The sequence below is a fragment of the Thalassobacillus devorans genome (assembly GCF_011761345.1).
In the GTDB taxonomy this organism is placed as follows: Bacteria; Bacillota; Bacilli; order Bacillales; family Halobacillaceae; genus Thalassobacillus; species Thalassobacillus devorans.
Map to the genome: position 1 here is coordinate 414031 of NZ_JAASRY010000003.1, position 24973 is coordinate 439003.

General features: G+C 42.7%; 23 protein-coding genes and 1 riboswitch. Of the genes, 18 read left to right on the top strand and 5 right to left on the bottom strand.

The genetic code is table 11. The features are described from left to right. Positions 1 to 57 precede the first annotated feature (57 nt). A complete protein-coding gene (locus FHS45_RS12965) occupies positions 58 to 909 on the top strand; it encodes a transglutaminase family protein (protein WP_062442676.1) in 852 nt (283 codons plus the stop codon). A gap of 137 nt (positions 910 to 1046) precedes the next feature. On the opposite strand, the gene brnQ is transcribed toward FHS45_RS12965, so the two are convergent. Next, entirely contained in the window at positions 1047 to 2360 is a 1314-nt protein-coding gene (brnQ, locus tag FHS45_RS12970; protein ID WP_062442673.1) for a branched-chain amino acid transport system II carrier protein, read from the bottom strand. A 395-nt stretch (positions 2361 to 2755) separates the two neighbouring features. Here brnQ and FHS45_RS12975 point away from each other — a divergent pair, with 395 nt between their 5' ends. After that, positions 2756 to 4609, top strand: a complete 1854-nt coding sequence (locus FHS45_RS12975) for a cation:proton antiporter (protein WP_062442671.1) — start codon at positions 2756 to 2758, stop codon at positions 4607 to 4609. A 41-nt stretch (positions 4610 to 4650) separates the two neighbouring features. On the opposite strand, the gene FHS45_RS12980 is transcribed toward FHS45_RS12975, so the two are convergent. After that, entirely contained in the window at positions 4651 to 4851 is a 201-nt protein-coding gene (locus FHS45_RS12980) for an SE1832 family protein (protein ID WP_229717958.1), read from the bottom strand. Positions 4852 to 5472: 621 nt separating this feature from the next. Here FHS45_RS12980 and FHS45_RS12985 point away from each other — a divergent pair. The 4 genes from FHS45_RS12985 (at position 5473) to FHS45_RS13000 (ending at position 9580) form a co-directional block, all read left to right on the top strand. Then, positions 5473 to 6312 (top strand): GNAT family N-acetyltransferase, encoded by an 840-nt coding sequence (locus tag FHS45_RS12985; RefSeq protein ID WP_062442665.1) that lies wholly within the window; start codon positions 5473 to 5475, stop codon positions 6310 to 6312. A gap of 276 nt (positions 6313 to 6588) precedes the next feature. After that, positions 6589 to 7152, top strand: a complete 564-nt coding sequence (locus tag FHS45_RS12990) for a TRAP transporter small permease (RefSeq protein WP_062442663.1) — start codon at positions 6589 to 6591, stop codon at positions 7150 to 7152. A gap of 49 nt (positions 7153 to 7201) precedes the next feature. Beyond that, on the top strand, positions 7202 to 8467 hold the full coding sequence (locus FHS45_RS12995; RefSeq protein ID WP_062442660.1) for a TRAP transporter large permease: 1266 nt from the start codon (positions 7202 to 7204) through the stop codon (positions 8465 to 8467). Between the two features lie 93 nt (positions 8468 to 8560). After that, positions 8561 to 9580: a DctP family TRAP transporter solute-binding subunit gene (locus tag FHS45_RS13000; RefSeq protein WP_243847141.1), complete on the top strand. Its 1020-nt coding sequence runs from the start codon at positions 8561 to 8563 to the stop codon at positions 9578 to 9580. A 54-nt stretch (positions 9581 to 9634) separates the two neighbouring features. Here the strand turns inward: FHS45_RS13000 and FHS45_RS13005 are convergent, their stop codons facing one another. Together FHS45_RS13005 and FHS45_RS13010 are read right to left on the bottom strand one after the other, a co-directional pair. Beyond that, on the bottom strand, positions 9635 to 10822 hold the full coding sequence (locus tag FHS45_RS13005) for an MFS transporter (protein ID WP_062442655.1): 1188 nt from the start codon (positions 10820 to 10822) through the stop codon (positions 9635 to 9637). A 76-nt stretch (positions 10823 to 10898) separates the two neighbouring features. After that, positions 10899 to 11990: an AI-2E family transporter gene (locus FHS45_RS13010; RefSeq protein WP_308789099.1), complete on the bottom strand. Its 1092-nt coding sequence runs from the start codon at positions 11988 to 11990 to the stop codon at positions 10899 to 10901. 502 nt (positions 11991 to 12492) lie between these two features. Between FHS45_RS13010 and FHS45_RS13015 the strand changes: the two genes are divergently transcribed. From FHS45_RS13015 to FHS45_RS13030, 4 genes are all read left to right on the top strand, one after another. Next, positions 12493 to 13260, top strand: a complete 768-nt coding sequence (locus FHS45_RS13015; RefSeq protein ID WP_062442651.1) for a TerC family protein — start codon at positions 12493 to 12495, stop codon at positions 13258 to 13260. 664 nt (positions 13261 to 13924) lie between these two features. After that, positions 13925 to 14113, top strand: coding sequence for an SE1561 family protein (locus tag FHS45_RS13020; protein WP_062442648.1), 189 nt, complete (start codon positions 13925 to 13927; stop codon positions 14111 to 14113). A 154-nt stretch (positions 14114 to 14267) separates the two neighbouring features. Beyond that, positions 14268 to 14627 carry a DUF488 domain-containing protein gene (locus FHS45_RS13025; protein ID WP_062442645.1) on the top strand — a complete coding sequence of 120 codons (360 nt, stop codon included), beginning with the start codon at positions 14268 to 14270 and terminating at the stop codon, positions 14625 to 14627. 86 nt (positions 14628 to 14713) lie between these two features. Further along, positions 14714 to 15166 (top strand): OsmC family protein, encoded by a 453-nt coding sequence (locus tag FHS45_RS13030; protein ID WP_062442644.1) that lies wholly within the window; start codon positions 14714 to 14716, stop codon positions 15164 to 15166. Between the two features lie 39 nt (positions 15167 to 15205). On the opposite strand, the gene FHS45_RS13035 is transcribed toward FHS45_RS13030, so the two are convergent. Continuing rightward, complete coding sequence (locus FHS45_RS13035) at positions 15206 to 15520, bottom strand: hypothetical protein (RefSeq protein ID WP_062442641.1); 315 nt, start codon at positions 15518 to 15520, stop codon at positions 15206 to 15208. A 151-nt stretch (positions 15521 to 15671) separates the two neighbouring features. After that, positions 15672 to 15853, top strand: a riboswitch (FMN riboswitch). Positions 15854 to 15992: 139 nt separating this feature from the next. Here FHS45_RS13035 and ribD point away from each other — a divergent pair. The 8 genes from ribD to FHS45_RS13075 all read left to right on the top strand — a co-directional run bounded on the left by ribD (position 15993) and on the right by FHS45_RS13075 (position 24964). Continuing rightward, the gene (gene ribD / locus FHS45_RS13040; protein ID WP_062447584.1) at positions 15993 to 17090 is read left to right on the top strand and encodes a bifunctional diaminohydroxyphosphoribosylaminopyrimidine deaminase/5-amino-6-(5-phosphoribosylamino)uracil reductase RibD; all 1098 of its coding nucleotides are present in this window, start codon (positions 15993 to 15995) and stop codon (positions 17088 to 17090) included. Continuing rightward, the gene (gene ribE, locus FHS45_RS13045) at positions 17091 to 17750 is read left to right on the top strand and encodes a riboflavin synthase (protein WP_062442639.1); all 660 of its coding nucleotides are present in this window, start codon (positions 17091 to 17093) and stop codon (positions 17748 to 17750) included. It abuts the gene before it with no gap. A 14-nt stretch (positions 17751 to 17764) separates the two neighbouring features. Further along, positions 17765 to 18958: a bifunctional 3,4-dihydroxy-2-butanone-4-phosphate synthase/GTP cyclohydrolase II gene (locus tag FHS45_RS13050; RefSeq protein WP_062442636.1), complete on the top strand. Its 1194-nt coding sequence runs from the start codon at positions 17765 to 17767 to the stop codon at positions 18956 to 18958. Positions 18959 to 18979: 21 nt separating this feature from the next. Continuing rightward, positions 18980 to 19450: a 6,7-dimethyl-8-ribityllumazine synthase gene (ribH, locus tag FHS45_RS13055; RefSeq protein WP_062442635.1), complete on the top strand. Its 471-nt coding sequence runs from the start codon at positions 18980 to 18982 to the stop codon at positions 19448 to 19450. Positions 19451 to 19667: 217 nt separating this feature from the next. Further along, entirely contained in the window at positions 19668 to 21062 is a 1395-nt protein-coding gene (locus tag FHS45_RS13060; protein WP_062442633.1) for an L-cystine transporter, read from the top strand. A gap of 380 nt (positions 21063 to 21442) precedes the next feature. Further along, positions 21443 to 22684: an aminopeptidase gene (locus tag FHS45_RS13065; protein WP_062442632.1), complete on the top strand. Its 1242-nt coding sequence runs from the start codon at positions 21443 to 21445 to the stop codon at positions 22682 to 22684. Positions 22685 to 22904: 220 nt separating this feature from the next. Then, entirely contained in the window at positions 22905 to 23894 is a 990-nt protein-coding gene (locus FHS45_RS13070; protein WP_062442629.1) for an acyltransferase family protein, read from the top strand. Between the two features lie 404 nt (positions 23895 to 24298). Then, positions 24299 to 24964 carry a type 1 glutamine amidotransferase domain-containing protein gene (locus tag FHS45_RS13075; protein ID WP_062442628.1) on the top strand — a complete coding sequence of 222 codons (666 nt, stop codon included), beginning with the start codon at positions 24299 to 24301 and terminating at the stop codon, positions 24962 to 24964. Positions 24965 to 24973: the final 9 nt, after the last annotated feature.

Consider the following 24973-nt stretch of genomic DNA (forward strand, 5'->3'; position numbering starts at 1 on the left):
AGTACGCTCATCATACATTAGTACGTAACGATTTTTCCGTGGTTGGGGGACGGCATCATGAAGTATAAAATTGAACATACGAATATCTTTTATTATGAAAGTTTCGTGGATCAAAGTATGAACCATATCAGGCTGAAGCCGAGAACAGATGAGTGTCAGCGAGTGTTGTCTTATCGTACCGAAATCACGCCTGCTTCCATGACAAAGGAGCACATTGATTTGTGGGGCAACCATGTCGAGACATTTTTCATACCGGAGAAACATGAACATTTGGAAGTGAAGACGAATTCGATCGTAAGTATCCAGAAAAGTCCGTTTCTCCGGATGATTCATTTCACAGATGAAATGAGGGAGATTTTCCACTCGGAGCTGTTTCATAAACATTACTTGGCATACTTGAATGAGACGCCCTATACGTTTTTGTATAAAGAACAAATAGAGGAGATTACACAAGCTGTCGGAGACCCCGCTGATCCGGTCAGATTTTCGCTCGATTTGATGGCCTATATCCATCAATTGATTGTTTATGATGGAACAGCCACCCATGTGGATACGAAGGCGTATGAAAGCTGGCCTAATAAAAAAGGTGTCTGCCAGGATTATGCGCATATCATGCTGGCAGTATTGCGGGCCAAAGGGATTCCGGCGCGTTATGTCAGCGGTTATTTGTATGTTGGGGAAGACTCTGCGCTAATAGGGGATGCTGCTACTCATGCCTGGGTGGAAGTAATGGTTCCCGGCATCGGCTGGGTCGGCCTTGATCCGACGAATAACGTAGAAGCTCTTGAGCAGCATATCCGTATTGGAACGGGACGTGACTATGCCGATGTCAGTCCGCTGCAGGGTGTATACCGGGGTGGCCAGCAGACTCTCGATGTAAAAGTCAGTGTCACATTATTAGAGCATTAATGATATCAGGAAGTCATTTATCAAAAAAGAATCTATTCCCTGTCCTATTCTCAAATATCAATAATAACCAAAAAGGGCTGTCCTGGAAGTCTTTTGAAGACCCGCAGGACAGCCCTTTTAATAATTGAATCCAAAGGTCAGTTTGTTATTTTTTTATCGTTGGACGTTACAAGCAATTGCAGCAGTCCCCCAGCTAATGCCCCCACGAGAGCAGGGATAACCCAGCCGAGTCCAAGCGAAAAGAAAGGTAATTGCTGCATCAATGGTTCCACATTTGATAAGTCCAATCCGAATGCTGCCAATCCATCGTATAAGCTAGTGATTGCTGTAAGCAAAATAGCGCCTTGATAAACAAAGGTGGAGCCGTTAAACAACCGATTGGCAAAGGCAAGCGCAATCAGTACGATGGCAATCGGATAGATGAAGACCAGTACCGGAACAGAAAATGCAATAATCTGCTCCAACCCTAAATTGGCCGCAGCCAAACTAACGATTGTCACGATAGAAATAACTAATTTATAGGAAAGACCGGAAAAGGTCTTGCTGAAAAATTGTCCGCAGGCAACTGTCAAACCGACAGATGTCGTGAAACAAGCCAGCGCTACAATGATCCCGAGGAGAAGCGTCCCTGGCTGCCCATACATGAATTGTGCTGCTCCGGATAAAATTTCGCCGCCATTGGTATAGGAACCTTCCGTAGCCATTTTCGCTCCAATCCAGCCAATCGCTGTATAGACTGCTGTAAGGCCAATGGCTGTTACGGCTCCTACTTTTAAAGTGAAGCGAGTGAGTTGTCGGCGGTCTGTTACACCACGTTCTTTTAAAGCGGTAATCACAAGGATACCGAATGCAAGCGCCGCAATCGCGTCCATCGTTAAATACCCCTCCAGAAAGCCAGTGGAGAATGGGGAAGATTGATACTTCTCAACCGGTTGCTGCACAGTACCATCCAATAAAAAGAAGCTTCCAATCACTAACGCTACAATGGCAGCTAACAATAGCGGTGTAAGCCATTGACCGACACGATCCACGAGTTTAGATGGGCTTAGACTTATCCAGAATACGAGTGCAAAAAAGATAAGTGTAAACACCAATAATACCCCGGAGTTCCCACCGTTAACCATCGGCTGCACGCCCATTTCGTAAGCTACGTTGGCAGCTCGTGGTATACCAAAAAAGGGTCCGATAGCAAGGTAAACCACGGAAGTGAAAATAAGGCCGAATAATGGGTGTACTCTCGTCCCTAATTCTATCGTTCCATTTTTCACAAAAGAAAGGGCGGTAACTGTCAATACTGGAATTCCTACTCCGGTCAATACAAAACCAAAGATAGCGGGCCAGTAAGAAGTGCCTGCTTCTATCCCTAGCGTCGGCGGATAGATGAGATTCCCTGCCCCGAAAAATAGTGCAAATAACATAAAACCTATAAAGACCGTATCTCTTGTTTTCACTTACATTTCCTCCTTATGCACAATAGGGTGAAGGCGTAAAAAAACCGCCCCTGACCGAAGGGACGACCCTATACTTACTTTAACCCTTGCCTATAACTTTCATGTATAACGATAGGATCAAGAATAATTATCTTCAAACTGTTGCACCAGCTCTGATTTTTTTGAATATTTATAAGACGAGCTAATATTATCAAGCACGAAAATCGATGTCAATATATTTTTATATTGCTTTATTGACAATTTTAACCGGATGGTTAGAAGGAGTGCCATTTGGGTAAAGGAAAGAGTCTTAAACAACATGATTTACAGTAGAATCATAGAAATATAGAATGATTTTAAGTTGATAGAAACGGTGGAGAAAGGTGTTGTTTTTGTGATAGAAAAGGAGTTATGTAATGATTGATTCAATTTTACTACAATTCATGCTGATTGGTCTGCTTGGAATAGGGTCCCAATGGGCGGCGTGGCGATTCCGGCTGCCCGCAATCGTACTCATGTCAATTGCGGGTTTACTGGCAGGTCCTATACTGGGATTGATTAACCCGGAGCAGGACTTTGGCGATGTATACCGTCCGATCATTGCGATGGCGGTAGCGATCATCCTGTTTGAGGGAAGTCTTAACCTCGATATTAAAGAAATTAAAGGGCTCGGCCGTCCGGTTGTCAGGATAGTAACGTTTGGAGCCTTTCTTGGCTGGATTTTAGGTGCACTTGCTGCCCATTACGTTGCCGGTTTGTCCTGGACCGTAGCTATTGTCATCGCCGGGTTATTTATTGTTACTGGTCCAACCGTAATTTTACCATTATTAAGACAAGCGAAACTGAAGGCTCGACCTGCTAAAATTCTAAAGTGGGAAGGCATCATCGTGGATCCTATAGGGGCCTTGTTAGCCGTTTTTGCTTTTGAATTCATACAATTTATTCTCAGTGATGAAGTTGGCGTACCGGCATTGCTGGCATTTTTCCTTGCATCCCTGTTTGCCGCTGTACTCGGTTGGGCATGCGGAAAAGGAGTCGGGTGGATGTTCGAAACTGGCTATGTGCCGGAATATTTGAAGTCGCCCGTTGTGTTTACGGTCGTCATCGCCTGCTTTACCATATCGGATGAAATCATGCATGAGACAGGGTTGCTGGCTGTAACGGCGATGGGGATGACACTCGCTAATCTCCATATCCCATCGATTTCAGATATGAGACACTTTAAAGAAAATATTTCTTTGCTATTGATATCGACAATCTTCATCATGCTGACGGCTTCTTTGACGACAGATACATTATTTCAAATACTCAATTTCCAAATCATCGGTTTTGTGCTGTTAATGTTATTTGTCGTAAGACCGCTTTCTATTTGGATTTCTACTATGGGAACGGACCTGACCAAATCGGAGAAGCTGCTCGTCGGCTGGATAGCGCCCCGGGGAATAGTCGCTTTGACCGTATCCAGTTATTTCGCCAGTGCCCTGCTGGATGAAGGGTATGAAGATGCGAACTTACTGCTTTCGATTACTTTTGCTCTTGTGTTTTCTACCGTGGTTGCCCATGGGTTTTCTATCCAATGGCTGGCCAAGAAATTGAACTTATCCATGGAGGGGCCGCCAGGTGTCCTGATTAACGGGAGCAGCTCTTTTACGGTATCCTTAGCGAAAACGCTGGAAGAATTAAAAGTGCCAGTTATGATTATTGATTCTTCATGGGAACGTTTAGCAAAAGCAAGGCAGGCAGGGGTACCGATCTACCATGGAGAAATTCTGTCTGAACAGACGGAATATACCATGGATATGACTCCATATGAATATCTGATTGCCGCATCAGATCTCGATTCATACAACGCGCTGATTTGTACTACTTTTGTGCCAACATTCGGAAGAAATAACCTCTATCAATTAAGTTTGCGCAACCAAAGTGGAGATAATTTAGAAGGTCTGGTACACTCCATCGGTGGACGTATCCTGTTTGAGGAAGGAGCTTCCTGGGAAAAATTGAACCAGTTGGCAAAGGAAGGGTATAAATTCCGTAAAACAAGTATTACACCGAAGTTTACCTTTAAAGATTATTTAGAGAACAAAAATATCGACGCCATTCTGTTATTTATTAAAAAGCCATCAGGTAAAATCGATTTCTATACGGAAGACTTTACTACGAAGGCAGAACAAGGCGATATCGTGGTCAGTTTGATGCCGCCTGATAAAGAAAAAGATAAAATTCAATCCCGACTGGAAGAACAGCGGAACGGTAGGGATGAGTCATAAAAAAACGGCAGTCCGTTACGTCACGGACTGCCGTTTTTGCTCTATTTGTTTTCAGCAAGTTTATGATTCAGACGTTTCAACTCTTCTTCAATATGATGAAGCTGCTTTTCCGCATTAGTGACATTTCCACCAGTAGCTTCAATTTTATCTAAATCACCCTGGATGCGGACGTAATCGGATTTCAGCTCAGCAATCTGATCTTTGATTTCATTATTTGTCACTGTCATCACCTCTAATTCCATTGTAGGGGAGTTGTCAAGTGTGGTATAGTAAGTGCACTTTTATCTTAGGCTCTGTTAAGCCTCTGTGTTGTTGTTGCAATAAAAGCTCCCAATAACTGAAGACTCAGTTTTAAGATATATTTGTTTCCGTTATGGAAGTAACGTTATGGAGGTCCGGGAATTCACTCGCATTCCATGGGCATGCCCTGAGACATATTCTTAATGGAAAAGGAGTGAATGATTAAATCATCATCAAAAATGTAAGCATCAGAACCTTCTCTCATCGCGAGGGGAGGGTCTTTCAGTCGATAAAGACTGTTAGAAGAGTGGAAATGTATCGGAGCGGTCTTTAGAACATGAATAGAGACCACTAAACAGTGTGGAGAAGTGGCTAACGGTCATTAGAAAGGGTATAAAGACCGCTGCGCAGTGGATGTGCAGCCGGGACGGTCTTAATAAAGCGGAGTTGAAAGTCCTCAACGAACTCCCGTGGAAAGCTACTCGTTCCCCCACGCCCCGTTATTCCAACTAATATCTTGAAACTGAGTCTTCCATAATTCGGCCCTATTGTGGAATAAGCCTAATAATGGGAAAATCAACACCAATGTTTAACAGAGTGTTATTTTGAAGGGGGAGGATAACATGGAAGTAAAAAGCTATAATGATCCGAAGGTGTACCTGGAGAAGGTGGAATCGTTTCTGATGAAACAGGAGGCGATGAATAATTTGCCTTTAGGTATTGCAGAGCGTTTAAAGAAGCAGCCTGCTGAAGCGGACTTGATCACGATTGAAGAAGGCGGCGAGGTAGTCTATACCCTGTTACATACGATGCGGAATCAGTGGGTGCTCCCTGCATGTGATACCGATCAATCAGTCATCGATATGGCTGCCTGCTATCTATATGATAATGGTTATCCGGTTGATGGAATAGTAGGGAAAGCAGAGGGTGCAACTATGTTTAAAGATGCTTATTCTAAGAAGAGTAAGCGTACGAGCTACATCCATATGAAACAGCTTGTCTATCGGTTAGACCAGCTTGAGCAAATCCATGCAAATGGAGGAAAACTAAAAGTTGCAAAAGAAAGTGATAAAGTCCTGATTGCGGAATGGCTGCGTTTCTTTGGAAGAGAAGCAGGAGAAAGATCGATTATGGAGGACGCCGAAACGCTGGCGGAACATATGGTTAAGTCTGGTTCCATGAACTTATGGATTGTGAATGGCATTCCGGTATCGATGGTTAATCAATCAAGAAGTACGAAACATGGTGCAACAGTCAATGCTGTTTACACTCCTGATGAATACAAACGGAAAGGATACGCTACCCAAGCGGTCTGGGCATTGACGGAAAAACTATTAGATCAAGGTTACCGGTTTTGCAGCCTTTATACCGATGCCGAAAACCCCACCTCTAATTCAATTTATAAGAAAATAGGGTATTATCCTATCGGGGAATCGCTTGTCTATCGCTTTTCCCATGAATAATGACACCCTATAATCTTCCATACTTTAGAATCTGTCATATTTTAGGTAGAATTATAGTGAATTTTCTGATAATATATAGAGTAAGCATTATTACCCAGCATTTGAGATAATATATAAATATATGCGATGTAACTGCTATATATGCCAATATTTATGTAGTGAAAGCGTATTATAGCGAAGAGGGGAGTTTGAATGTAGGAAAGCCACACGGTATGATAAAGAATACATGAGCTTTTTTTAGATAATTCCTGCAATTTATTAGGAGGAATACTTACATTGAAATTACTTAGGATACTAGACAATTTTATACTTAAATTAGAAGAATTCATTTTAAGCTATGCTGTAATCATCATTGCAGTTATGGTTGTTGGTAAAGCTCTTATGAGAGCACTGTTTACTTATTCCCCTCCATTTGCTGACGAGGTCAGTCAGTTTTCCGTCATTATCGCAACTTTTATGGGTATCAGTTACGCCGCACGCAAAGGCAGGCATATCAGTATGTCGGCATTTTACGATATGGCTCCGTTTAAAATAAGAAAGATACTTATGATTCTCATCCCCGCGATAACAGCTCTTTTCTTGTTTGTACTCGCTTATTATTCTTATTTATATGTAATCGATATCAAAAATTCAGGGCGAGTAACTTCAGCGATGCAAACACCTTTATATTATATGTACATTGCGATACCGATCGGCTTCGCGCTGGGAGGAATTCAATTTATACGGAATATGTTAATCAATATAACAGACAGGGACACCGTTTATCTGGGCACAGATGCTACAGATTACAATGATAAAGAATTGAGTGAACGGGACGTCCAGGATGAAGTTCATTTGTAGACGATAATTAAATTGATGCAAACAAATCTGTTCAGGAAAGGAAAACAATATGGTAGCTACTCTGTTAACAATCATGGTTGTACTATTGTTATTGAACTTCCCAATGATGATCCCGCTTATGGCGGCGCCAATGGTTGTCCTATTCTTATATTTTCCAAACTTAGACCCGATGCTATTGATGAAGCAGTTCGCTACAGGAATCGAGCCTTATGTACTACTGGCTGTTCCATTGTTTATTTTTGCGGCTGACATCATGACGACTGGTAAGACTTCTAAACGGCTGCTGGATTTCATCAGTTCTTTCATTGGTCATCTGCGCGGGGGATATGCGATTACCACCGCGGCTGCCTGTACGTTGTTCGGTGCTATTTCAGGATCGACACAGGCGACAGTTGTTGCAATCGGTACACCGATGAGGGAAAGGTTATTGAAAGTGGGCTACAAAGATCCTACTGCAATAGCACTGATTATTAACTCCAGTGATATCGCATTGCTCGTTCCACCAAGTATCGGAATGATCATGTATGGGCTTGTGTCAGGAACATCTGTCGGTGATTTGTTTATTGCCGGTATTGTTCCAGGAGTTATCGTTTTTCTATTATTTGCCATTTATAGTGTTATTTATGCGAAAGTCGCTGACATTCCATTGACAGCAAAAGCGAGCTGGGGAGAACGTTTCCGATCCTTCCGTAAAGCATTGCTTCCGCTGGGATTCCCGATTATCATCATTGGTGGTATTTATGCGGGTATCTTTAGTCCTACAGAAGCGGCGGGGGTTTCTGTCCTCTATGCTTTTGTTCTCGAAGTATTGATTTATCGTTCCATCCATATAAAAGAATTGCCGAAAATTGCACGTTCCACCGGTTTGGTAACCTCTGCTGTATTTGTGCTGGTAGCAGGTGGACAGGCATTCACGTGGGTCATTTCGTTTGCCAGAATTCCTCAAATGATCACCGAGGCTGTCCTTGGCCCTGAACCTAGTGCGATTTTCGTATTACTTATGGTTACCTTATTTTTCTTCATCGGATGTATGTTCGTAGATCCAATCGTCGTCATTCTGGTATTGACACCGATCTTCTATCCGGCTGCAATGAGTGCAGGTATCGATCCTATTCATTTAGGAGTAGTTATCACATTCCAGGCAGCACTAGGATCTGCAACACCACCATTCGGTGTCGACATATTTACAGCCAGTGCGGTATTCAATAAACCGTACCTGGAAGTTATCAAGGGAACACCGCCATACATCATCATGCTGGTATTTGTTTCGTTCCTGCTGATTTTCTTTGAGGAGCTCTCACTTATTTTATTGTAAGGAGTGGGGGATAATATAAAAAACTTGTAGGGGGTAATGATTATTTTTAACAAAAAAGGGTTACTAAGTTTCATACTGTTGTTGTCGATTGGTATGGTTTTAGCTGCTTGTGGAGGTAATGAAGGCGGCGGAGATGGTGGCGAATCTGGTGGTGAAGGCACGCAAAACTGGAAATTCGTCACGGAAGAAGTTGAAGGTCAGGTTCAGTATGAATATGCCCAGGAATTTGCGGATCGTATGAATGAAAAGTCCGACGGCCAAGTGAACATTGAAGTGTATGAGTACGGTGGACTTGGAACAGAAAGTGACCAGGTCGAGCAGCTGCAGGGCGGGGCTGTAGAGATGGCTGTTATGTCTCCAGGGTTCACTGGTAACATGGTAAAAGAAGGACAAGTTTTCGCTCTACACTTTTTGTTCCCGGACAGTGTAGAAAAGACACAGGAAGTATTGAATACGAGTGAAGCATTGAACACTGATTTAGTTGAAAAGTATAAGGAACATTCCATTACACCGCTATCTTTCTGGACGGAAGGTGCGATGCAGTGGACTTCCAGCAAGAAAATTGAAAAACCTGAAGATTTCCAGAACTTCAAAATGCGCACCCAGACGTCTCCATTGATTCTTGAATCCTATAAGGCTTATGGTGCGCAGCCGACTCCAATGTCCTGGTCTGAACTGTACACAGCTCTTGACCGTGGCACTGTAGAAGGTCAGGAAAACCCGATCTTCTTCATTGGAGATGCTTCTTTCCATGAAGTGCAGGATTATATGACTATCTCTAATCACAATAACTACGTAGCTATGACTACAGTAAATTCAGATTGGTTCGAAGGCCTGTCTGAGGATCTGCAGAATATGGTTACAGAAACAACAGAAGAAATGCAGGAATGGGTATTTGAAGAACAGAAAAAGCAAAATGAAGAATACCTTGAAGTCATCAAGAACGATGAAGATAACCCAACTGAAATCATTGAATTGACAGAAGAACAACGAGATCAGTTCAGGGAAAAAGCAATGCCTGTACGTGATTTCTACCGTGAGGAAGTTTCAACTGTAGACGGCGAAATCCTTGATAAACTTGAGCAGGAAATCAAAGATATCGCAGGCGAATAATTATATTTAAAAGAAAAGGGCGACTCTTTTTGGGAGTCGCCCTTTTCTTTTGATTTAACTGACAGGATGCCAGGGCTCTGTCTGCTTCCTGGCATCCAGCCAGGTCAGGATGAAGACAAGAATAAATAAAAAGCTGGATATTTTAAATAATGAAGCTGTTTCAACAAATTGATAGATTACCCCTAATACTACAGCGCTTAAGCCGATGCCAAGGTCGATGGAAGAATAAAACATCCCATTAGCTATCCCGCTTCTCGCAGTAGTTGTTTTAGAGATGACCCAGGCCTGGAAGGCTGGCATCATGGAACCATAACCAAGACCAAATAAAGCTCCGGCCATAATTAAATCCATATTAGTATTCGCACTGGCAAGAATCCACATAGCAACGAAGGTGATGGCTGTACAGAACATAATCAGGTTCCACGGTCCACGCTTGTCAAAGTATCGGCCAGTAACAGGACGTGAAATGGTAGCAAGCAAAGCATTGAATAAATAGAACAAATAGGTGCCGCTTAACCCTCGTTCGTTTCCGAATATCACGATATAGGTAACAATCGATCCATATCCAAATGTAGTGAGAAAAGTAACGAAAGCTGGATACCAGCTTCTTTTTTCAACAAGGGAACCGATAAACGAAAACTTAGGAGGAGCTTCCTGGTTTTCTTTTACACTTTCAGGAGTATGAAAATTTGTTAGTGTAAATAAAAGAATAGCGATAATACCAAGTGCTGCTGAAATCCATATCAATAAATGGAAAGTATAGTGCTGATAAATGTAAATACCAAGACTGGGGGCAATAATCATCCCGACGGTAATCGATAATCCAAAATAACCCATACCTTCTCCGACCCGTTTTCTGGGTACAATATCTACAGCCGCGGTTCCGTTTGTAGTGGTTGACCACCCCCATGCCAGTCCATGGGCGAACCGGAGCAGCAAAACAATGAGAACAACCTGGGTTACCGGGTAAAGCAGTGTCATCATCAAGAGGGAAATGGAACCGGCAAGTATAAGTGCCTTTCGTTCTTTGGTCATCAAAATATGCCCGATAAATGGCCGGATTAAGATGGCGGCAATGGAAAACATGGTGGTGACAAGGCCGATTTCCATTTTGTTTCCGCCTATAGCTTCGATGTATGGAGGAAGGTTAGGCAGTAACATTTGAAAGCTCATAAAAGTGAACAAGTTTCCTAGTAAAAGAAAAATAAACGGCCTTGTCCAAAGCCGGGGTGTCTCTTGCATAAATGATTCTCCTTTTTTCTATTTTGGATCATGGCCAGGCATTAAATTTCTCCCTGCAAGACCTGCAGGGAGAAAATTATTCTGTGTACTGTTTTTCTTTACTTGCCAGCCATTCCTGGTAGAGGTGATGAACGATTGTTTTAAAAACAGCATAAACCGGGATTGCGAACAGTATGCCAAGGAAACCCGCAATACTTCCGGCGGCCAATATAATCGTAATGATGGTAAGCGGGTGGATGCTGAGTGCTTTTCCCATGACATTCGGGGATATTAAGTTGCTTTCGATCTGCTGGGCGACAAGCATGATAATGGCTACATAAACCGCCATGATGGGATCCTGGAATAAAGCAACCAGTATCGCAGGAATGACTGCTAAAAATGGACCGACAAATGGAATAACGTTAGTGACCATCCCGAATAATGCCAAAGTAAGGGAATACTGCAAGCTTATAATCGCATAACCGATGAACAGCAATACACCGACAAAGAAGCTGACTATCAGCTGCCCCTGAATGAAAGCCTGCAGCGTGTGATCGACAGAGCTTGCTAATCGTGTGAAGCTGTCACCAACACGTTTGTTCAGGTACTGCCGAATGAATGGGACTAATTTTTCACCATCCTTCAGCATGAAAAATAAGAAGAACGGCACCAAAACCAATGCGATTACAAAGCTGACAAGGTAGCTGATAAAGTTGATGATAGCAGTAGTGACACTTTCTGAGTATTTTTCAATATTTTCCATGATATTATCTGGGTTGATGGTTTCAGTGACCTGTGCTGGCAGAAGCGATTGGTTCGTTTGCCAATATACAATAAAATCCTGGGCACTCTCCATCATCTTAGGCAGATTGTCAATCAGACGGGAGAACTGCTCCTGAGCAATGGGTGCAATAAACTTAGAGATGATAAATCCGATCAATATAAGAATTAAATAGACAGTTAATATAGCCAGCAGCCTTGGAAATTTATATTGCTCCAAAAAATACATGATAGGGCGCGTTACATAAAAGAGTATCCCAGCCCCAATAATCGGAACACCTACGGCACCAATAGTAGCCCAGAGCGGATCAAAGATGAAATCAATTTTAGCTAACAAAAAAATCAATAAAGAAATAAGGATAACAGCAACCAGTACTTTAAACCATGTTTTATCCAACAAGCTATACACACACCTTTTTTATACTTTATAAAAGCTTACTTCACTCAAAGAATGAATGTTTAAGAAAAAGAACGAAAAGCAATGCCATAAGTACTTATAGAGTAGCAATGTTTTTCTATGTAGATAATACTTTCCTTATGTATCCATTATAGACTCCCTGTAAACAATAATGATAGTGGTAGGTCGTTCTGAAAAAATATTAATAACAGGATTATAATAGCTGAAAATGGGTATAGGAAGAATATAGCAGCTATGATAAAAAATAAAGCCACTACAAGCGATAGAGAGTAATTGACTTTCTGCCGCTTCGTGGTATCATATTCAGTACATTAGTATTTCCTTAAAGGGGAGTAGCTTTAAACGATAAAGTCGTCATTTCGGGATTTATTCTCCGGCTTTATTGGCAACATTCGTTGTGAGCGAGACCTTTACCACTCATGGTAAAGGTCTGTTTTTATGATCTTTGCCATGAGGTGGAGATCATTTTTTATTTGGAGGAGCTGGAGTTAGCATGGAAACGCAATTATTGATTGAATATGGGTGGGTACTGATTGTACTCATTGGTTTGGAAGGAATATTGGCAGCAGACAATGCCTTAGTGCTTGCCATTATGGTCAAACACCTTCCAGAGGAAAAACGAAAAAAAGCACTCTTCTATGGGTTGGCAGGAGCGTTCGTATTACGTTTCGGCTCTTTATTTGTCATTTCTTTCCTTGTCGATGTGTGGCAGGTACAAGCACTAGGTGCTGCTTACCTGATTTTCATTTCTGTCAAGCACCTGTATGATAAATGGCGGGAAACGGATGCCGAAAGAGAAGAGAAGGACAAAGCACCGGAAGCTGGCAGTGGGTTTTGGACCACTGTCTTGAAAGTGGAAATTGCAGACTTGGCGTTTGCTGTCGATTCCATTCTTGCAGCGGTGGCTTTAGCAGTTGCGCTTCCTGAAACCGGTCTCCCGAACGTAGGTAGTTTGGATGGTGGACAGTTTGCGGTCGTATTGGCAGGGGGAATGATTGGTATTATCATTATGCGTTTTGCTGCCAATGTCTTCGTAAAACTGCTTCACACCCGTCCGGGGCTTGAAATTGCAGCCTTCGTTATTGTCGGCTGGGTCGGTATCAAGCTGGTTGTATCTGTGCTGGCGCATCCGAACATCCAAATCCTGGATGAGCACTTTGCTCATTCAACTCTCTGGAAAGTTATTTTCTATTCTGTATTGGTATTAATAGCAGCAGCAGGCTGGTTCCTATCCAGCAAAAGAGAACTTCCAGAAGAATAATACCTTTAAGCCGCACCCAAATGGTGCGGCTGTTTTAAAATAAAACTCTCATAAACTCCAGTGTTAATATTACAAATAAGCCCCCTTTTACTGAAGGCTCAGTTTCGAGATAGTTGGGTCCGTTACCATAAGTGGAAAGGGATGGGCAGGGAAACGACTCGCTTTCCTGCGGGGGACCTGGCAAGCTTCCTCGGGCTAAAGCCCTGCGGGATCTCGCCTAGCCCCTTCTCCCGCGGGAGTCTCCCCGTTTCCCTGCCCATCCAAACAGCTTTGTAACAAACGGACCCTGCAAAAAGGGAAAAGGGCGTACAATAAACCTTCATCCTCAGGCATATATAAAGGATGTAAAGGGTCCATAGTCTTCTTTCTATTATCATAGAGCGCTTTCCACAAGTTTGATTTCGAGAACTTCGTATGGCAAAGGGGCGTAGGGAAACGGTGAGACTCCTGTGGGATATGCGGGATCGCTGAGGCCCCGCAAGGCGAAGCCTGAGGAGACTCAGCACACGCCCACGGAAAGCGAATCGTTTCCCGGAGCCCCTAATCCCCAATAATTATCTTGAAATCAAGTCTTCGACTTTTTGGCCCTATTGTTGAATAAGCAAATTATAAAAATCAACACCGAGTAAAAGAGCCAAATAAAATATAAATTGGAGGTGGCACGATGGGAAAAGCGACAGATCAGCCAAGCGAACAAATGAAATATATTAAAAACCGCATTAAAATGCTTCATGAAGTGGCAGACTCGATGGACGAACAGGAAGCAGGCAGTGCTGAGCTGGAACAATTATCACGTATGCTAAAAGACCTCCAGATCAAAATCGAACGATTCCAAAAAGATTGGCAAGCGTAAGCAACCCCAGACTATCCTTTCTCAATAATAAAACAGCAAAAGGTGGATCTTTCTACCGATGGTGAACTACTGAAATTTATTTTTTAAAAAGTAGTTTATTTGATGTAAAAACCGGTTATAAGAAAAGGATAAGGATGAGAAAGGGGTTAGAGAAATGTCTGTAGTTTTACAAAGGATTTATGATGAATCCGAACCATTAGGAGGTAACCGTGTCCTGGTGGATGGCATCTGGCCGCGTGGAATCTCTAAAGAAAAAGCCAAAGTAGACGAATGGATGAAAGAAATAGCTCCAAGCAAGGAACTAAGACAGTGGTTCGACCATGATCCTGAAAAATATGAGGAGTTTAAAGACTATTATAAAGAACAGATTGATAACAGCAAGGAACGTAAGCAACAGCTCAATCAGTTAAAGGAAATGGCGCAAAACGAACGACTGGTGTTATTGTTCGGGGCAAAGAATGAAGAATATAATCACGCGGTTGTATTAAAACAATTAATTGAAAATGATGAATGATACAATCATGTCTTAGGGGCATGGTTGTTTTTTTGAATAACAATTTGTTCCTGTATACAATAGAGGAGAGAAGTGGAGGGGATATAATGGCAGAACACCATTTTCATCTAAAGGCAGAGTGGCCTGGCGGAAGGAATAATGTCGGATATATAGATGCTGGAAAGCTTAAAACAGAAATATCGATTCCAAAAGAAATGGAAGGCCCTGATATTGGAACAAATCCGGACGAAATGCTATTGGGGGCTGCGGCTACTTGCTACCTCATTACTCTTGCAGCTATGATTGAACGAGCCGGTTTGCCATTAAAGGAAATGGGGTTGACATCAGAGGGGATTGTCGATGTGACAGATGGAATTTTTACCTATCAGAAGATTATCCACCGTCCTAAAATTGCTTTAAAAAAAGAAGCAGCAAGAAGTGATTTAATTAAACTTGATAAATTGGTGAAAAAAGCGGAAACCAGCTGCATGATTTCAAAAGCAATCCAGGGAAATGTGGAACTTACCCTGGAAGCAGACACGTTTATAGCTGAATCTTAAATAAAAAGTGCAAAGAAGGAAATCCCTCTTTGCACTTTTTTAACTATCTCCTTTGTTTGAAGCATTGTCGTAAGGAGCTTCACTGTCCATTTCTTTATCGTCATGAGTCGGATGTGCCCCTGGATATTGCCGTGGCAAATCCTCGTGCAGATTACGGTTTTCATAAGCGAAATTACTATAATATTGTTGACCCTCTTTCCAGGGGGTACTTTTATATTCCACCGGCTCATCTTTTCGAATTGGTGAACCATAAGGGCCATCTGGAAAGTCCTCTGGCACCAGAAAGTTGCGTTGTGTTTCTACGTTAGAAAAATCCGTATACTTTTGTTCTTTTCGTTTTTCTTTATGCTTCATATTCAGCACCTCTTACTGATGTTTATGTTTAGTGTAGCCGTGTAAAAGAAAAATATAGTGGAAATATATGTGTGGAACCTTAATTAAACGAATGAATTGCTAAATACGACTATTTCCTTTATATTTAGTATAAGTCAATAGAATACGTATCAAGTTCCTTCGGGGTCGAGTGAAATTCTCAACCGGCGGTTATAAGTGTAATTGCTTTCAGCCCGCGACGGGGATTACCTCCATAAATGGCTATGGAAAAAAGATGCTTTTGCATCTGGTCCTCCCCCTGATTTGGTGAAATTCCAAAGCCGACAGTGACAGTCTGGATGGGAGAAGGAAAAAGTAAAGGTCATAAATACTGCTAGTATGGCTTCTTTAGCATACTAAAAAATAAAGACGTTTACAGACCCTGGAGAAGTATGCCTTCTTCAGGGTTTTTCTTTGTAGAATTTCTGCAGCAAAGATGTGGAGTGAGGAAATGATGGAGAGAGATGAACAATATATCAAGCTTGCCATTGATATGGCAAAACCTACAGTAGGCCAGACCTCGCCGAATCCCGCTGTAGGAGCGGTAGTCGTTAAAGATAATGAAGTAGTCGGGCTTGGTGTTCATATTAAAGCGGGAGAAGCTCATGCGGAGGTAAACGCATTAAAGATGGCTGGAGATAAGGCGGCAGGGGCGACTATTTATGTGACATTGGAACCTTGCAGCCATTATGGAAAAACTCCGCCGTGCGCCCAGGCTATCATTGATGCTGGTATGAAGCGGGTGGTCATCGCATCAAGCGATCCGAATCCCCAAGTGGCGGGAAGAGGAGTGAAAATGCTGGAAAATGCCGGGATTGAAGTAGTGACCGGCGTATTAAAAGAACAGGCAGACCACCTGAACACCGACTTTTTTCATTACATCGAAACGGGCACCCCATATGTGTTTTTGAAAACCGCAATGACCCTGGATGGAAAAATTGCTACCTCCTCCGGGGAAAGTAAATGGATTACCGGAGAGGCGGCAAGGAACGACGGACATAATTACCGTCGCCGTTGTGATGCTATCCTGGTCGGTGTGCAGACGGTTATCAACGATGATCCGAAGTTGACTACCCGAATCGAGGGGAACGGTAAGAATCCAATCCGTATTATTCTGGATAACCATTTAAGGACACCACTTTCTTCTCAATTGCTTCAAAATGATGAGGCTCCAACATGGATTATTACAAGCAGCAGAGTCTCTCCTCATCAATTGAAAGCTTATCGCTCTAAAGGTCACGTCGAGGTGATTTCCCTTAAATCTCCTGCCATTAAAATTGCAGAAGTTCTCAGCTATTTAGGGGAGAAAGAGGTCACCTCCCTGCTGGTAGAAGGCGGAGGGACGATAGCCGATGCTTTTGTACGCGCAGGTAAAATCAACGAATTAATCACCTACATCGCTCCGAAATTGCTAGGTGGTAAAAACGCGCTTACTCCCGTAGAAGGAAAAGGCTTCGAGCAATTAAAGCAGGCCCTGGATTTACGTATTCAATCGACAGAGATGGTGGGCGAAGATATCAAATTGACAGCCATTCCAAAGGGGAGAACATAAATGTTTACAGGTATTGTAGAAGAAATTGGTGAAATCCAGGCGATTACATCAAAAACAGAAGCGATGGAACTGACGATAACTGCTAATACTATTGTCAGAGACGCCAAACTGGGTGACAGTATTTCAATTAACGGTGTATGTTTGACGATTACTGATATCAAAAATAACAACCTTTCCTTCGATGTTATGCCGGAAACGTACCATGCAACGAATTTGAATGAGCTGAAGAAAGGCAGCAAAGTTAATTTAGAGAGAGCGATGGCAGCTGATGGCCGGTTCGGTGGCCATTTAGTTTCCGGTCATATTGATGGAAAAGGAAAGATAGTAAGCAAAAATAACCATTCAAATGCGGTATATTATGATATTTCCTTATCGGATGATTTACTTGGGTATTTTGTTTATAAAGGTTCTGTTGCAGTTGATGGAACCAGCTTGACGGTATTTGGCGTAAGTGAGGATACCATCACCATTTCATTAATCCCGCACACGATGGAACATACCGTACTTGGGGCAAAAGGTGTAGGAGACAGTGTGAATATTGAATGTGACATGATCAGTAAATACGTGGCACATTTTCTATCAGGACAGCAAAGTCAAAAGAGCCAATCTTCAAACTTGACGAAGGCATTCCTGGATGAGCACGGATTTGGAGGAAATTGAGAGAGGTGACCGAGATGTTTGATAAGATAGAGCAAGCGCTGGAAGACTTGAAACAAGGTAAAGTAGTCATTGTATGTGATGACGAGGATAGGGAAAATGAAGGGGATCTCATCGGGCTGGCCGAATATGCGACTCCGGAAATGATCAATTTTATGATTACGTATGGAAAAGGATTGGTGTGCGCCCCTGTCAGTCAGCCGATTGCTGAAAAGTTGAATTTATTCCCGATGGTGGAAAAAAACACGGATTCTCTGGCTACTGCGTTCACCGTCAGTATCGATCATAAAAATACGACAACAGGAATCTCAGCTGCAGAACGAGCTGAGACTATCAAGCAGTTACTGAATCCGGAATCCCGGCCTGAAGATTTCAATAAGCCAGGCCATATTTTCCCTTTACTGGCAAAAGATGGAGGCGTTATGCGCCGGGCCGGTCATACGGAAGCCGCTGTCGATTTGGCTAAGCTATCGGGATCAGCTCCTGCAGGTGTAATTTGTGAAATCATTAAAGAAGATGGAACAATGGCCAGGGTCCCCGATTTGCGTAAGATGGCAGATGAATTCGACCTCACCATGATTACGATTGCTGACTTGATTAAGTACCGTAACCGTTATGAGAACCATGTAAAACGCGAGGTAGAAATCAATCTCCCAACAGAATATGGGGACTTTAAAGCTTATGGCTATACCAATGACGTTGATTTCCGTGAACACGTGGCATTGGTCAAAGGAGAAATAAAGCCGGATGAACCGACGTTGGTAAGGGTACACTCCGAGTGTTTGACTGGTGATGTTTTTGGCTCCTACCGGTGTGACTGTGGGCCGCAGCTTGAAGCGGCACTTCGTCAAATTGAGGAAAATGGCAGCGGAGTATTGCTATATATGCGCCAGGAAGGCCGCGGAATCGGCCTTTTGAATAAAATGCACGCCTATAAATTACAGGAACAAGGGCTTGATACTGTAGAAGCCAACCAGAAGCTTGGTTTTGCGCCTGACCTCCGGGACTATGGCATCGGTGCACAAATATTAAAAGATTTAGGTATTACGAAATTACGTCTGCTTACCAATAATCCAAGAAAAATATCCGGTTTAGGCGGACATGGATTAGAAGTAGTAGAACGGCTTCCGATTGAGATGCCAAGCCGTACAGAAAATGAAAAATATTTACAAACGAAAAAATCAAAACTAGGTCATCTATTTCACTTTTAAAGGATGAAGGAGGAGAAGATTATGGTAAAACAATATGAAGGTAATATGGTCGGTACAGACTTGAAAATAGGAATCGTCGTCGGACGTTTCAATGATTTCATCACAAGCAAACTCTATGAAGGAGCTCTGGATGGTTTGAAGCGACACGGTGTCGATTTAGAACAGGTAGAAGCTGCCTGGGTCCCAGGAGCATTTGAAATTCCGATGATTGCTTCCCGTATGGCGGAATCAGGGAAATATGATGCAGTTATCACATTAGGCGCAGTCATCCGTGGCTCTACGCCTCACTTTGATTATGTTTGCAGTGAAGCAGCAAAAGGGGTTTCGCAGGCTGCCAGCAAGAGCAGTATTCCAGTCATTTTCGGTGTAATCACAACCGATACGATTGAGCAGGCAATTGAACGCGCTGGTACAAAAGCAGGAAACAAAGGCTGGGAGGCAGCATCTGCAGCGATTGAAATGGCTAATTTGAATAAAATGTTCGACCAATAATAATGGCTTCATATGGCTCACGCTTAAATGCGTGGGCTTTTTTAATTCTCTGGAAGTATAACTTTCAAGTATTTATAAAATTTACTAAGACTAGGACAACTTTAAATTTTCATATAATAAAGCAGACAACTATTTATTGACAGCTGCATAAAATGAGTGTATCTTATTTAACACCAATTAAACTTATCGGGATTGTAAAGTTTAAAGTGAGAAAGGGATGATTCATATGTTAGTTGGCTTGAATATTGCTGTTTTACTTGTCCTTATCGGTATTCTTGTGAAAATGCAGCAAAAACATTTTTCTTTCAGCAAGCGAGTGTTTACTGGTTTAGGCTTCGGTATTCTGCTGGGAATAGCTATGCAGGTGATTTATGGGGCGGATTCAAATGTCGTAGCTCAAACGACAGACTGGTACAGTATAGTAGGGAGCGGTTATGTCCGATTATTGATGATGATTGTTATCCCGCTTGTAATGGTGTCCATCATTCAATCTATTATTAATCTTGAAAAATCATCAGAATTAGGAAAAATGTCTGGATGGATTATCGGTATATTAGTAGCAACAGCCATGGTTGCTGCCGTTGTTGGAATAGGCAGTTCCCTTGCCTTCGATTTGAACGCAGATCAAATTGAAGCAGGCCAGGCGGAACAGGAACGTGGAAGCTTCATGGAGGAGCGGCTTGCGGATGTGGAAGGAATGAGTACTCCGCAAAAGATACTACAATTTATTCCTGCCAACCCATTCCTGGATATGACGGGCGATAGGGCCACCTCCACCATTGCAGTCGTAATATTTTCGGCTTTCATCGGAATAGCAGTCCTGGGGGTAAGGCGTAAGAATCCGGAACAGGCATCGGTTTTCATTAAAGGAATCAATGCGATTTATACAGTAGTCATGAGAATCGTTACACTCGTTCTTCGTTTAACTCCATTTGGAATCATGGGTTTGATGGCCAACACCGTTGCACAAACAAATGTTGGCGGAATAATGGAGCTTGGGAAGTTTGTGATGGCTTCCTATGTAGCTTTACTAGTCATGTTCTTACTTCATTTGTCATTAATAGCATTAAGCGGTTTGAACCCGTTGACCTATTTGAAAAAAGTTTTGCCGGTATTAGGCTTCGCTTTCACATCCCGTTCGAGTGCCGGAACCATTCCGTTAAACATTTCTGCTCAGAAAAACAGCCTGGGAGTAGATGAAGGAACGGCAAATATGTCGGCTTCATTCGGAGCTACCATCGGCCAAAATGGTTGTGCTGGGATTTATCCAGCTATGCTTGCTGTCATGATAGCCCCTACAGTAGGTATCGATCCACTCAGTCCCGGGTTCCTCATCCAACTGATTTTGTTAGTTGGAATCAGTTCATTCGGTGTTGCCGGAGTAGGGGGAGGAGCAACCTTTGCAGCATTAATTGTGTTATCCTCCATGAATCTTCCAGTTTACCTGGCAGGGCTCCTTATCTCTGTAGAGCCACTGATCGATATGGGAAGAACCGCTTTGAACGTTAATGGAGCCATGACATCGGGTACATTAACCTCGCGCATTCTTGGTAAATTCAATTACGAAATGTTCAATGACAAAGGCGCCATTGATAAAGATATTGCTGTTTAAATGAACAGAACTCCTGTTGATCAAACGTTTGATCAACAGGACTTTTTTTATTAACCAAAAGTCCCGAAAAGTCGAAGACTTGATTTCGAGATGTTTGCCTGCATAACGGTCCGGTGGGGAACGACTCCCTTTCCGCGGACATGCGCTGAGCCTCCTCGAGCTGACGCTCTGCGGGGTCTCACCTGTCATGCTCATCCCGCAGGAAAGCGAGTGGTTTCCCTGCCCATCCCAGTCCTCTTATGGTAACGGACCCAACTATCTCGATAAGGATCCTTCAGTAAAAGGAGGATTAATTGTAGTTGATGAGGCTATTGCTGGGAAAGAAGCAAAAATTATGAAATAATTATAGATAATAAAAACGGATTAGTGGAGGTAAAAAGATGAAAAACCACCAGCAAAATCTTGAAAAATATGCAGACTTAGCTCTTACCAAGGGAGTCAACTTACAAAAAGGGCAAGGTTTAATCGTGAATGCACCCATAGAAGCCTCCGATCTCGCCCGTGTGATTGTAGCAAAGGCTTATGGGAAGGGAGCAAAAAACGTTCATGTAGAATGGAATGATGAACTTGTTTCCTACATGAAGATGAAAAATGCTCCATTAGATGTCCTGAAAAATTTTCCAAAGTGGAAAGCTGAAGGACTAGAAGAAATGGTCCAGGAAGGTTACTCCCTGCTGACTATTTATGGTCCCGATCCTGACTTAATGAATGACGTAGATTCCGAACGAATTGCAGAAGCTAACAAAGCCAGTGCTCAAGCCTTAAGCAACTACCGCGATTATGTCATGAATGATAAGGTTTCCTGGAGTATTATCGCCTTTCCACAAGCAGCATGGGCGAAAAAGGTATTCCCGAATCTTCCGGAGAAGATGGCCGTCAACAGGATGTGGAACCAAATCTTCAAAATTTCGCGCGTCGATCAAGAGGATCCATTGGAAGCCTGGAACCAGCACAATGAAAACCTTCGCCATGCTCGGGAATTTTTAAATAAAAAGCAATATCGGAAGCTCCATTACAAAGCGCCCGGGACCGATTTGACAATCGATTTGCCGGAAGGGCATATTTGGCATGGCGGTTCCACAAAGACCAACAAGGGAGTTGAATTCAACCCTAATATTCCAACCGAAGAAGTATTCACAATGCCTCATAAGTATGGAGTAAATGGTAAAGTGACCAGCACTAAGCCATTAAACTATGGCGGAAGCTTAATAGAAAACTTTACACTTACGTTTGAAGAGGGGAAAGTGGTTGATTACTCAGCAGAAGCAGGAGAAGATACATTGAAGCACCTGCTCGAAACCGATGAAGGCGCTAAACGATTGGGTGAAGTCGCCTTGGTCCCTCATGAATCACCAATTTCCCAGTCCGGTCATATCTTTTTCAATACGTTGTATGACGAAAATGCTTCCTGCCACCTTGCGCTGGGGAAGGCTTATCCGACCAATATCGAAGGCGGTTCCGATATGAGCAAGGAACAAATGGACAAGCAAGGGGTCAATGACAGCCTCATCCATGTGGACTTCATGATGGGATCAGCAGATCTGCAAATTCAGGGAGAAACAGAGAATGGCCATACCGAGCCACTGTTCATCGACGGAACCTGGGCGATTGACTTCGAATAAAAAGAATTACGAAAGCAGCTGGCAGAGCATCAGCTGCTTTTCTTTCTGTTACAGGTTATTTACATAGTTTGTCATCCTGCTTAAAATCTCATAACATCTTATTCAAAATGCACTACCCTTTGTCTTTTTCTTATAAAATAGTGGAGAATAGCCGTTTAGAAATAAGCGAAACGGTGAATAGGAAAGCGAACACTTATGAAGCAAAAAAGGACTGAGGCGTATGAAACGCGATGCATTGTTTGATAATGCCAAATTCATTTTGATATTTCTTGTTGTATTCGGGCACATGATTCAGCCGTTTACGGATGGATCCAAATCGATGTATACCTTGTATATGTGGATTTACACCTTTCACATGCCGGCTTTCATCCTGCTGGCAGGATTCTTTGCAAAAGGTGCAGGAAATAAAGGCTATATAGCTAAATTAGCTAAGAAACTGCTTTTCCCATATTTAATCTTCCAGACCATTTATTCCGGTTATTTCTTTTTTATTGGAAAAGAAAGCTGGGCAACGGGGCTTTTCTATCCCCATTGGTCCCTTTGGTTCTTAGTGAGCATGTTCTGCTGGCATCTTCTATTACAATTATTCAGCAGAATACCGCCACTTGCCGGAATGGCTATCACGGTCAGCATTGGGGTGCTGGTCGGATACTTTGATACAATTGGCCACGCCTACAGTCTGTCACGGACATTCGTATTTTTCCCATTTTTCCTGGCGGGCTACTGGCTGTCAAAGGAAAATATCGCTCAATGGCGGACGGTTCCTGTAAGAATCGTCTCATTAGCAGTCATGGCAGTAGTAGCAGGACTGTTAATAATATTACCTGAAATCAACTCAGGCTGGCTGTTAGGTTCTAAATCTTATGCGGTATTGAATATGGAAAATTGGGGCGGTTTGATACGCTTAGGCATTTATTTGCTGGCTGGTCTGATGATTGTTAGTGTAATCGCCTGGATGCCAGGGCGCGAAATGCGATGGACCAGCTTAGGTCAACGCACGTTGTATGTCTATTTGCTCCATGGATTTTTCATCCAATATTTCCGGCAAATTGACGCTTTCAAAGTCGATGGTATTCTGGATGTCTTCGGTTTAGCCGTGTTATCCATGCTAATCGTATTGTTATTATCAAGTAAGCCTGCATTGACACTGGCCCAGCCATTTATCGAAGGTAAGTTTGCATTCTTAAGAAAAAGACAGCAAACCTCATAAAAGAGAAACATTAAACCGTATCTTCCGGTATCTGTCCGGACAGGTACGGTTTTTCATTTTCTAGGATTTTATTAATTATTGGTTGGTGTTTACCCTTTGTAACGGGCTACATCCAGCTCCAGCGCCTACCCCCCCCCTCGAGGTCTTAAGTCAATCCTCTCTGTGATTAGAAAAACTTGGCTTATCGCCAATGTTTTATGGCGAAAGCCTTAGTTTTACTTATACTTTAAACCTTTTCTACTCTTAATCGGTCTAAAAGTACAAAGAACGTCACGGCGAGGCTTGTCTTAAGCTTGTCGGGGGTAAACAAGGCGCTTGCGCTTTTGTTCTTTGTTTGAAATAACAGGAAATGTGAAATAGTAAGTAGAGAGAGTTTCAACTATAAAGGAGGAGATGGCAACGCCATGGCTAAGAAAGTATTGATGATTGTAACAAGTACCCAAAAAATTGATGAAGAGCATGAAACAGGTCTTTGGCTATCTGAGTTTGTCGAACCCTACATGGAATTTACGCAAGCAGGATATGATGTAACAACTGCCAGCCCAAAGGGAGGAAAGATTCATATTGATCCGAACAGCTACTCTAACGAGCTGCCAGATGAGTGGGATGACAGCGTAATGGATCCGCTGAACAGTACCGTGAAGCTGGATGATATCACGCCCGAGAACTATGATGGAGTCTTCCTGCCGGGGGGACACGGAACCATGTTCGATTTTCCTGAGAATGAAACATTGCAGTCCGTGCTTAGGCATTTTGCCGATAACGATAAGCTGATCGGTGCGGTATGCCACGGCCCATCTGGCTTTGTCGGTGTGAAAGACAGTAATGGAGATTCTATTGTTAAAGGAAAAACAATCACAGGTTTTACGGACGCGGAAGAGCGTGATACAGGACTCGATGGATTAATGCCTTTCATGCTGGAAAGTAAACTCCGTGAAGAAGGCGCGGAATTTGTAACGAAGGAGAACTGGGAAGACCATATTAAAGTAGATGGAAACTTCGTCACTGGACAAAACCCACAATCCAGCCTAAGCGCCGGTCGTGCCTTCGTCGATGAAATGAATAAATAAAAGTAACAC

Excerpts from the sequence above, each read along its gene's own strand:
- FHS45_RS12965 (WP_062442676.1), top strand. The coding sequence starts at position 58 with ATGAAGTATAAAATTGAACATACGAATATCTTTTATTATGAAAGTTTC.
- FHS45_RS12975 (WP_062442671.1), top strand. The coding sequence starts at position 2,756 with ATGATTGATTCAATTTTACTACAATTCATGCTGATTGGTCTGCTTGGA.
- FHS45_RS12980 (WP_229717958.1), bottom strand. The coding sequence starts at position 4,851 with ATGGAATTAGAGGTGATGACAGTGACAAATAATGAAATCAAAGATCAG.
- FHS45_RS12985 (WP_062442665.1), top strand. The coding sequence starts at position 5,473 with ATGGAAGTAAAAAGCTATAATGATCCGAAGGTGTACCTGGAGAAGGTG.
- FHS45_RS12995 (WP_062442660.1), top strand. The coding sequence starts at position 7,202 with ATGGTAGCTACTCTGTTAACAATCATGGTTGTACTATTGTTATTGAAC.
- FHS45_RS13000 (WP_243847141.1), top strand. The coding sequence starts at position 8,561 with ATGGTTTTAGCTGCTTGTGGAGGTAATGAAGGCGGCGGAGATGGTGGC.
- FHS45_RS13005 (WP_062442655.1), bottom strand. The coding sequence starts at position 10,822 with ATGCAAGAGACACCCCGGCTTTGGACAAGGCCGTTTATTTTTCTTTTA.
- FHS45_RS13015 (WP_062442651.1), top strand. The coding sequence starts at position 12,493 with ATGGAAACGCAATTATTGATTGAATATGGGTGGGTACTGATTGTACTC.
- FHS45_RS13020 (WP_062442648.1), top strand. The coding sequence starts at position 13,925 with ATGGGAAAAGCGACAGATCAGCCAAGCGAACAAATGAAATATATTAAA.
- FHS45_RS13025 (WP_062442645.1), top strand. The coding sequence starts at position 14,268 with ATGTCTGTAGTTTTACAAAGGATTTATGATGAATCCGAACCATTAGGA.
- FHS45_RS13030 (WP_062442644.1), top strand. The coding sequence starts at position 14,714 with ATGGCAGAACACCATTTTCATCTAAAGGCAGAGTGGCCTGGCGGAAGG.
- FHS45_RS13035 (WP_062442641.1), bottom strand. The coding sequence starts at position 15,520 with ATGAAGCATAAAGAAAAACGAAAAGAACAAAAGTATACGGATTTTTCT.
- ribD (WP_062447584.1), top strand. The coding sequence starts at position 15,993 with ATGGAGAGAGATGAACAATATATCAAGCTTGCCATTGATATGGCAAAA.
- ribE (WP_062442639.1), top strand. The coding sequence starts at position 17,091 with ATGTTTACAGGTATTGTAGAAGAAATTGGTGAAATCCAGGCGATTACA.
- FHS45_RS13050 (WP_062442636.1), top strand. The coding sequence starts at position 17,765 with ATGTTTGATAAGATAGAGCAAGCGCTGGAAGACTTGAAACAAGGTAAA.
- ribH (WP_062442635.1), top strand. The coding sequence starts at position 18,980 with ATGGTAAAACAATATGAAGGTAATATGGTCGGTACAGACTTGAAAATA.
- FHS45_RS13060 (WP_062442633.1), top strand. The coding sequence starts at position 19,668 with ATGATTCATATGTTAGTTGGCTTGAATATTGCTGTTTTACTTGTCCTT.
- FHS45_RS13065 (WP_062442632.1), top strand. The coding sequence starts at position 21,443 with ATGAAAAACCACCAGCAAAATCTTGAAAAATATGCAGACTTAGCTCTT.
- FHS45_RS13070 (WP_062442629.1), top strand. The coding sequence starts at position 22,905 with ATGAAACGCGATGCATTGTTTGATAATGCCAAATTCATTTTGATATTT.
- FHS45_RS13075 (WP_062442628.1), top strand. The coding sequence starts at position 24,299 with ATGGCTAAGAAAGTATTGATGATTGTAACAAGTACCCAAAAAATTGAT.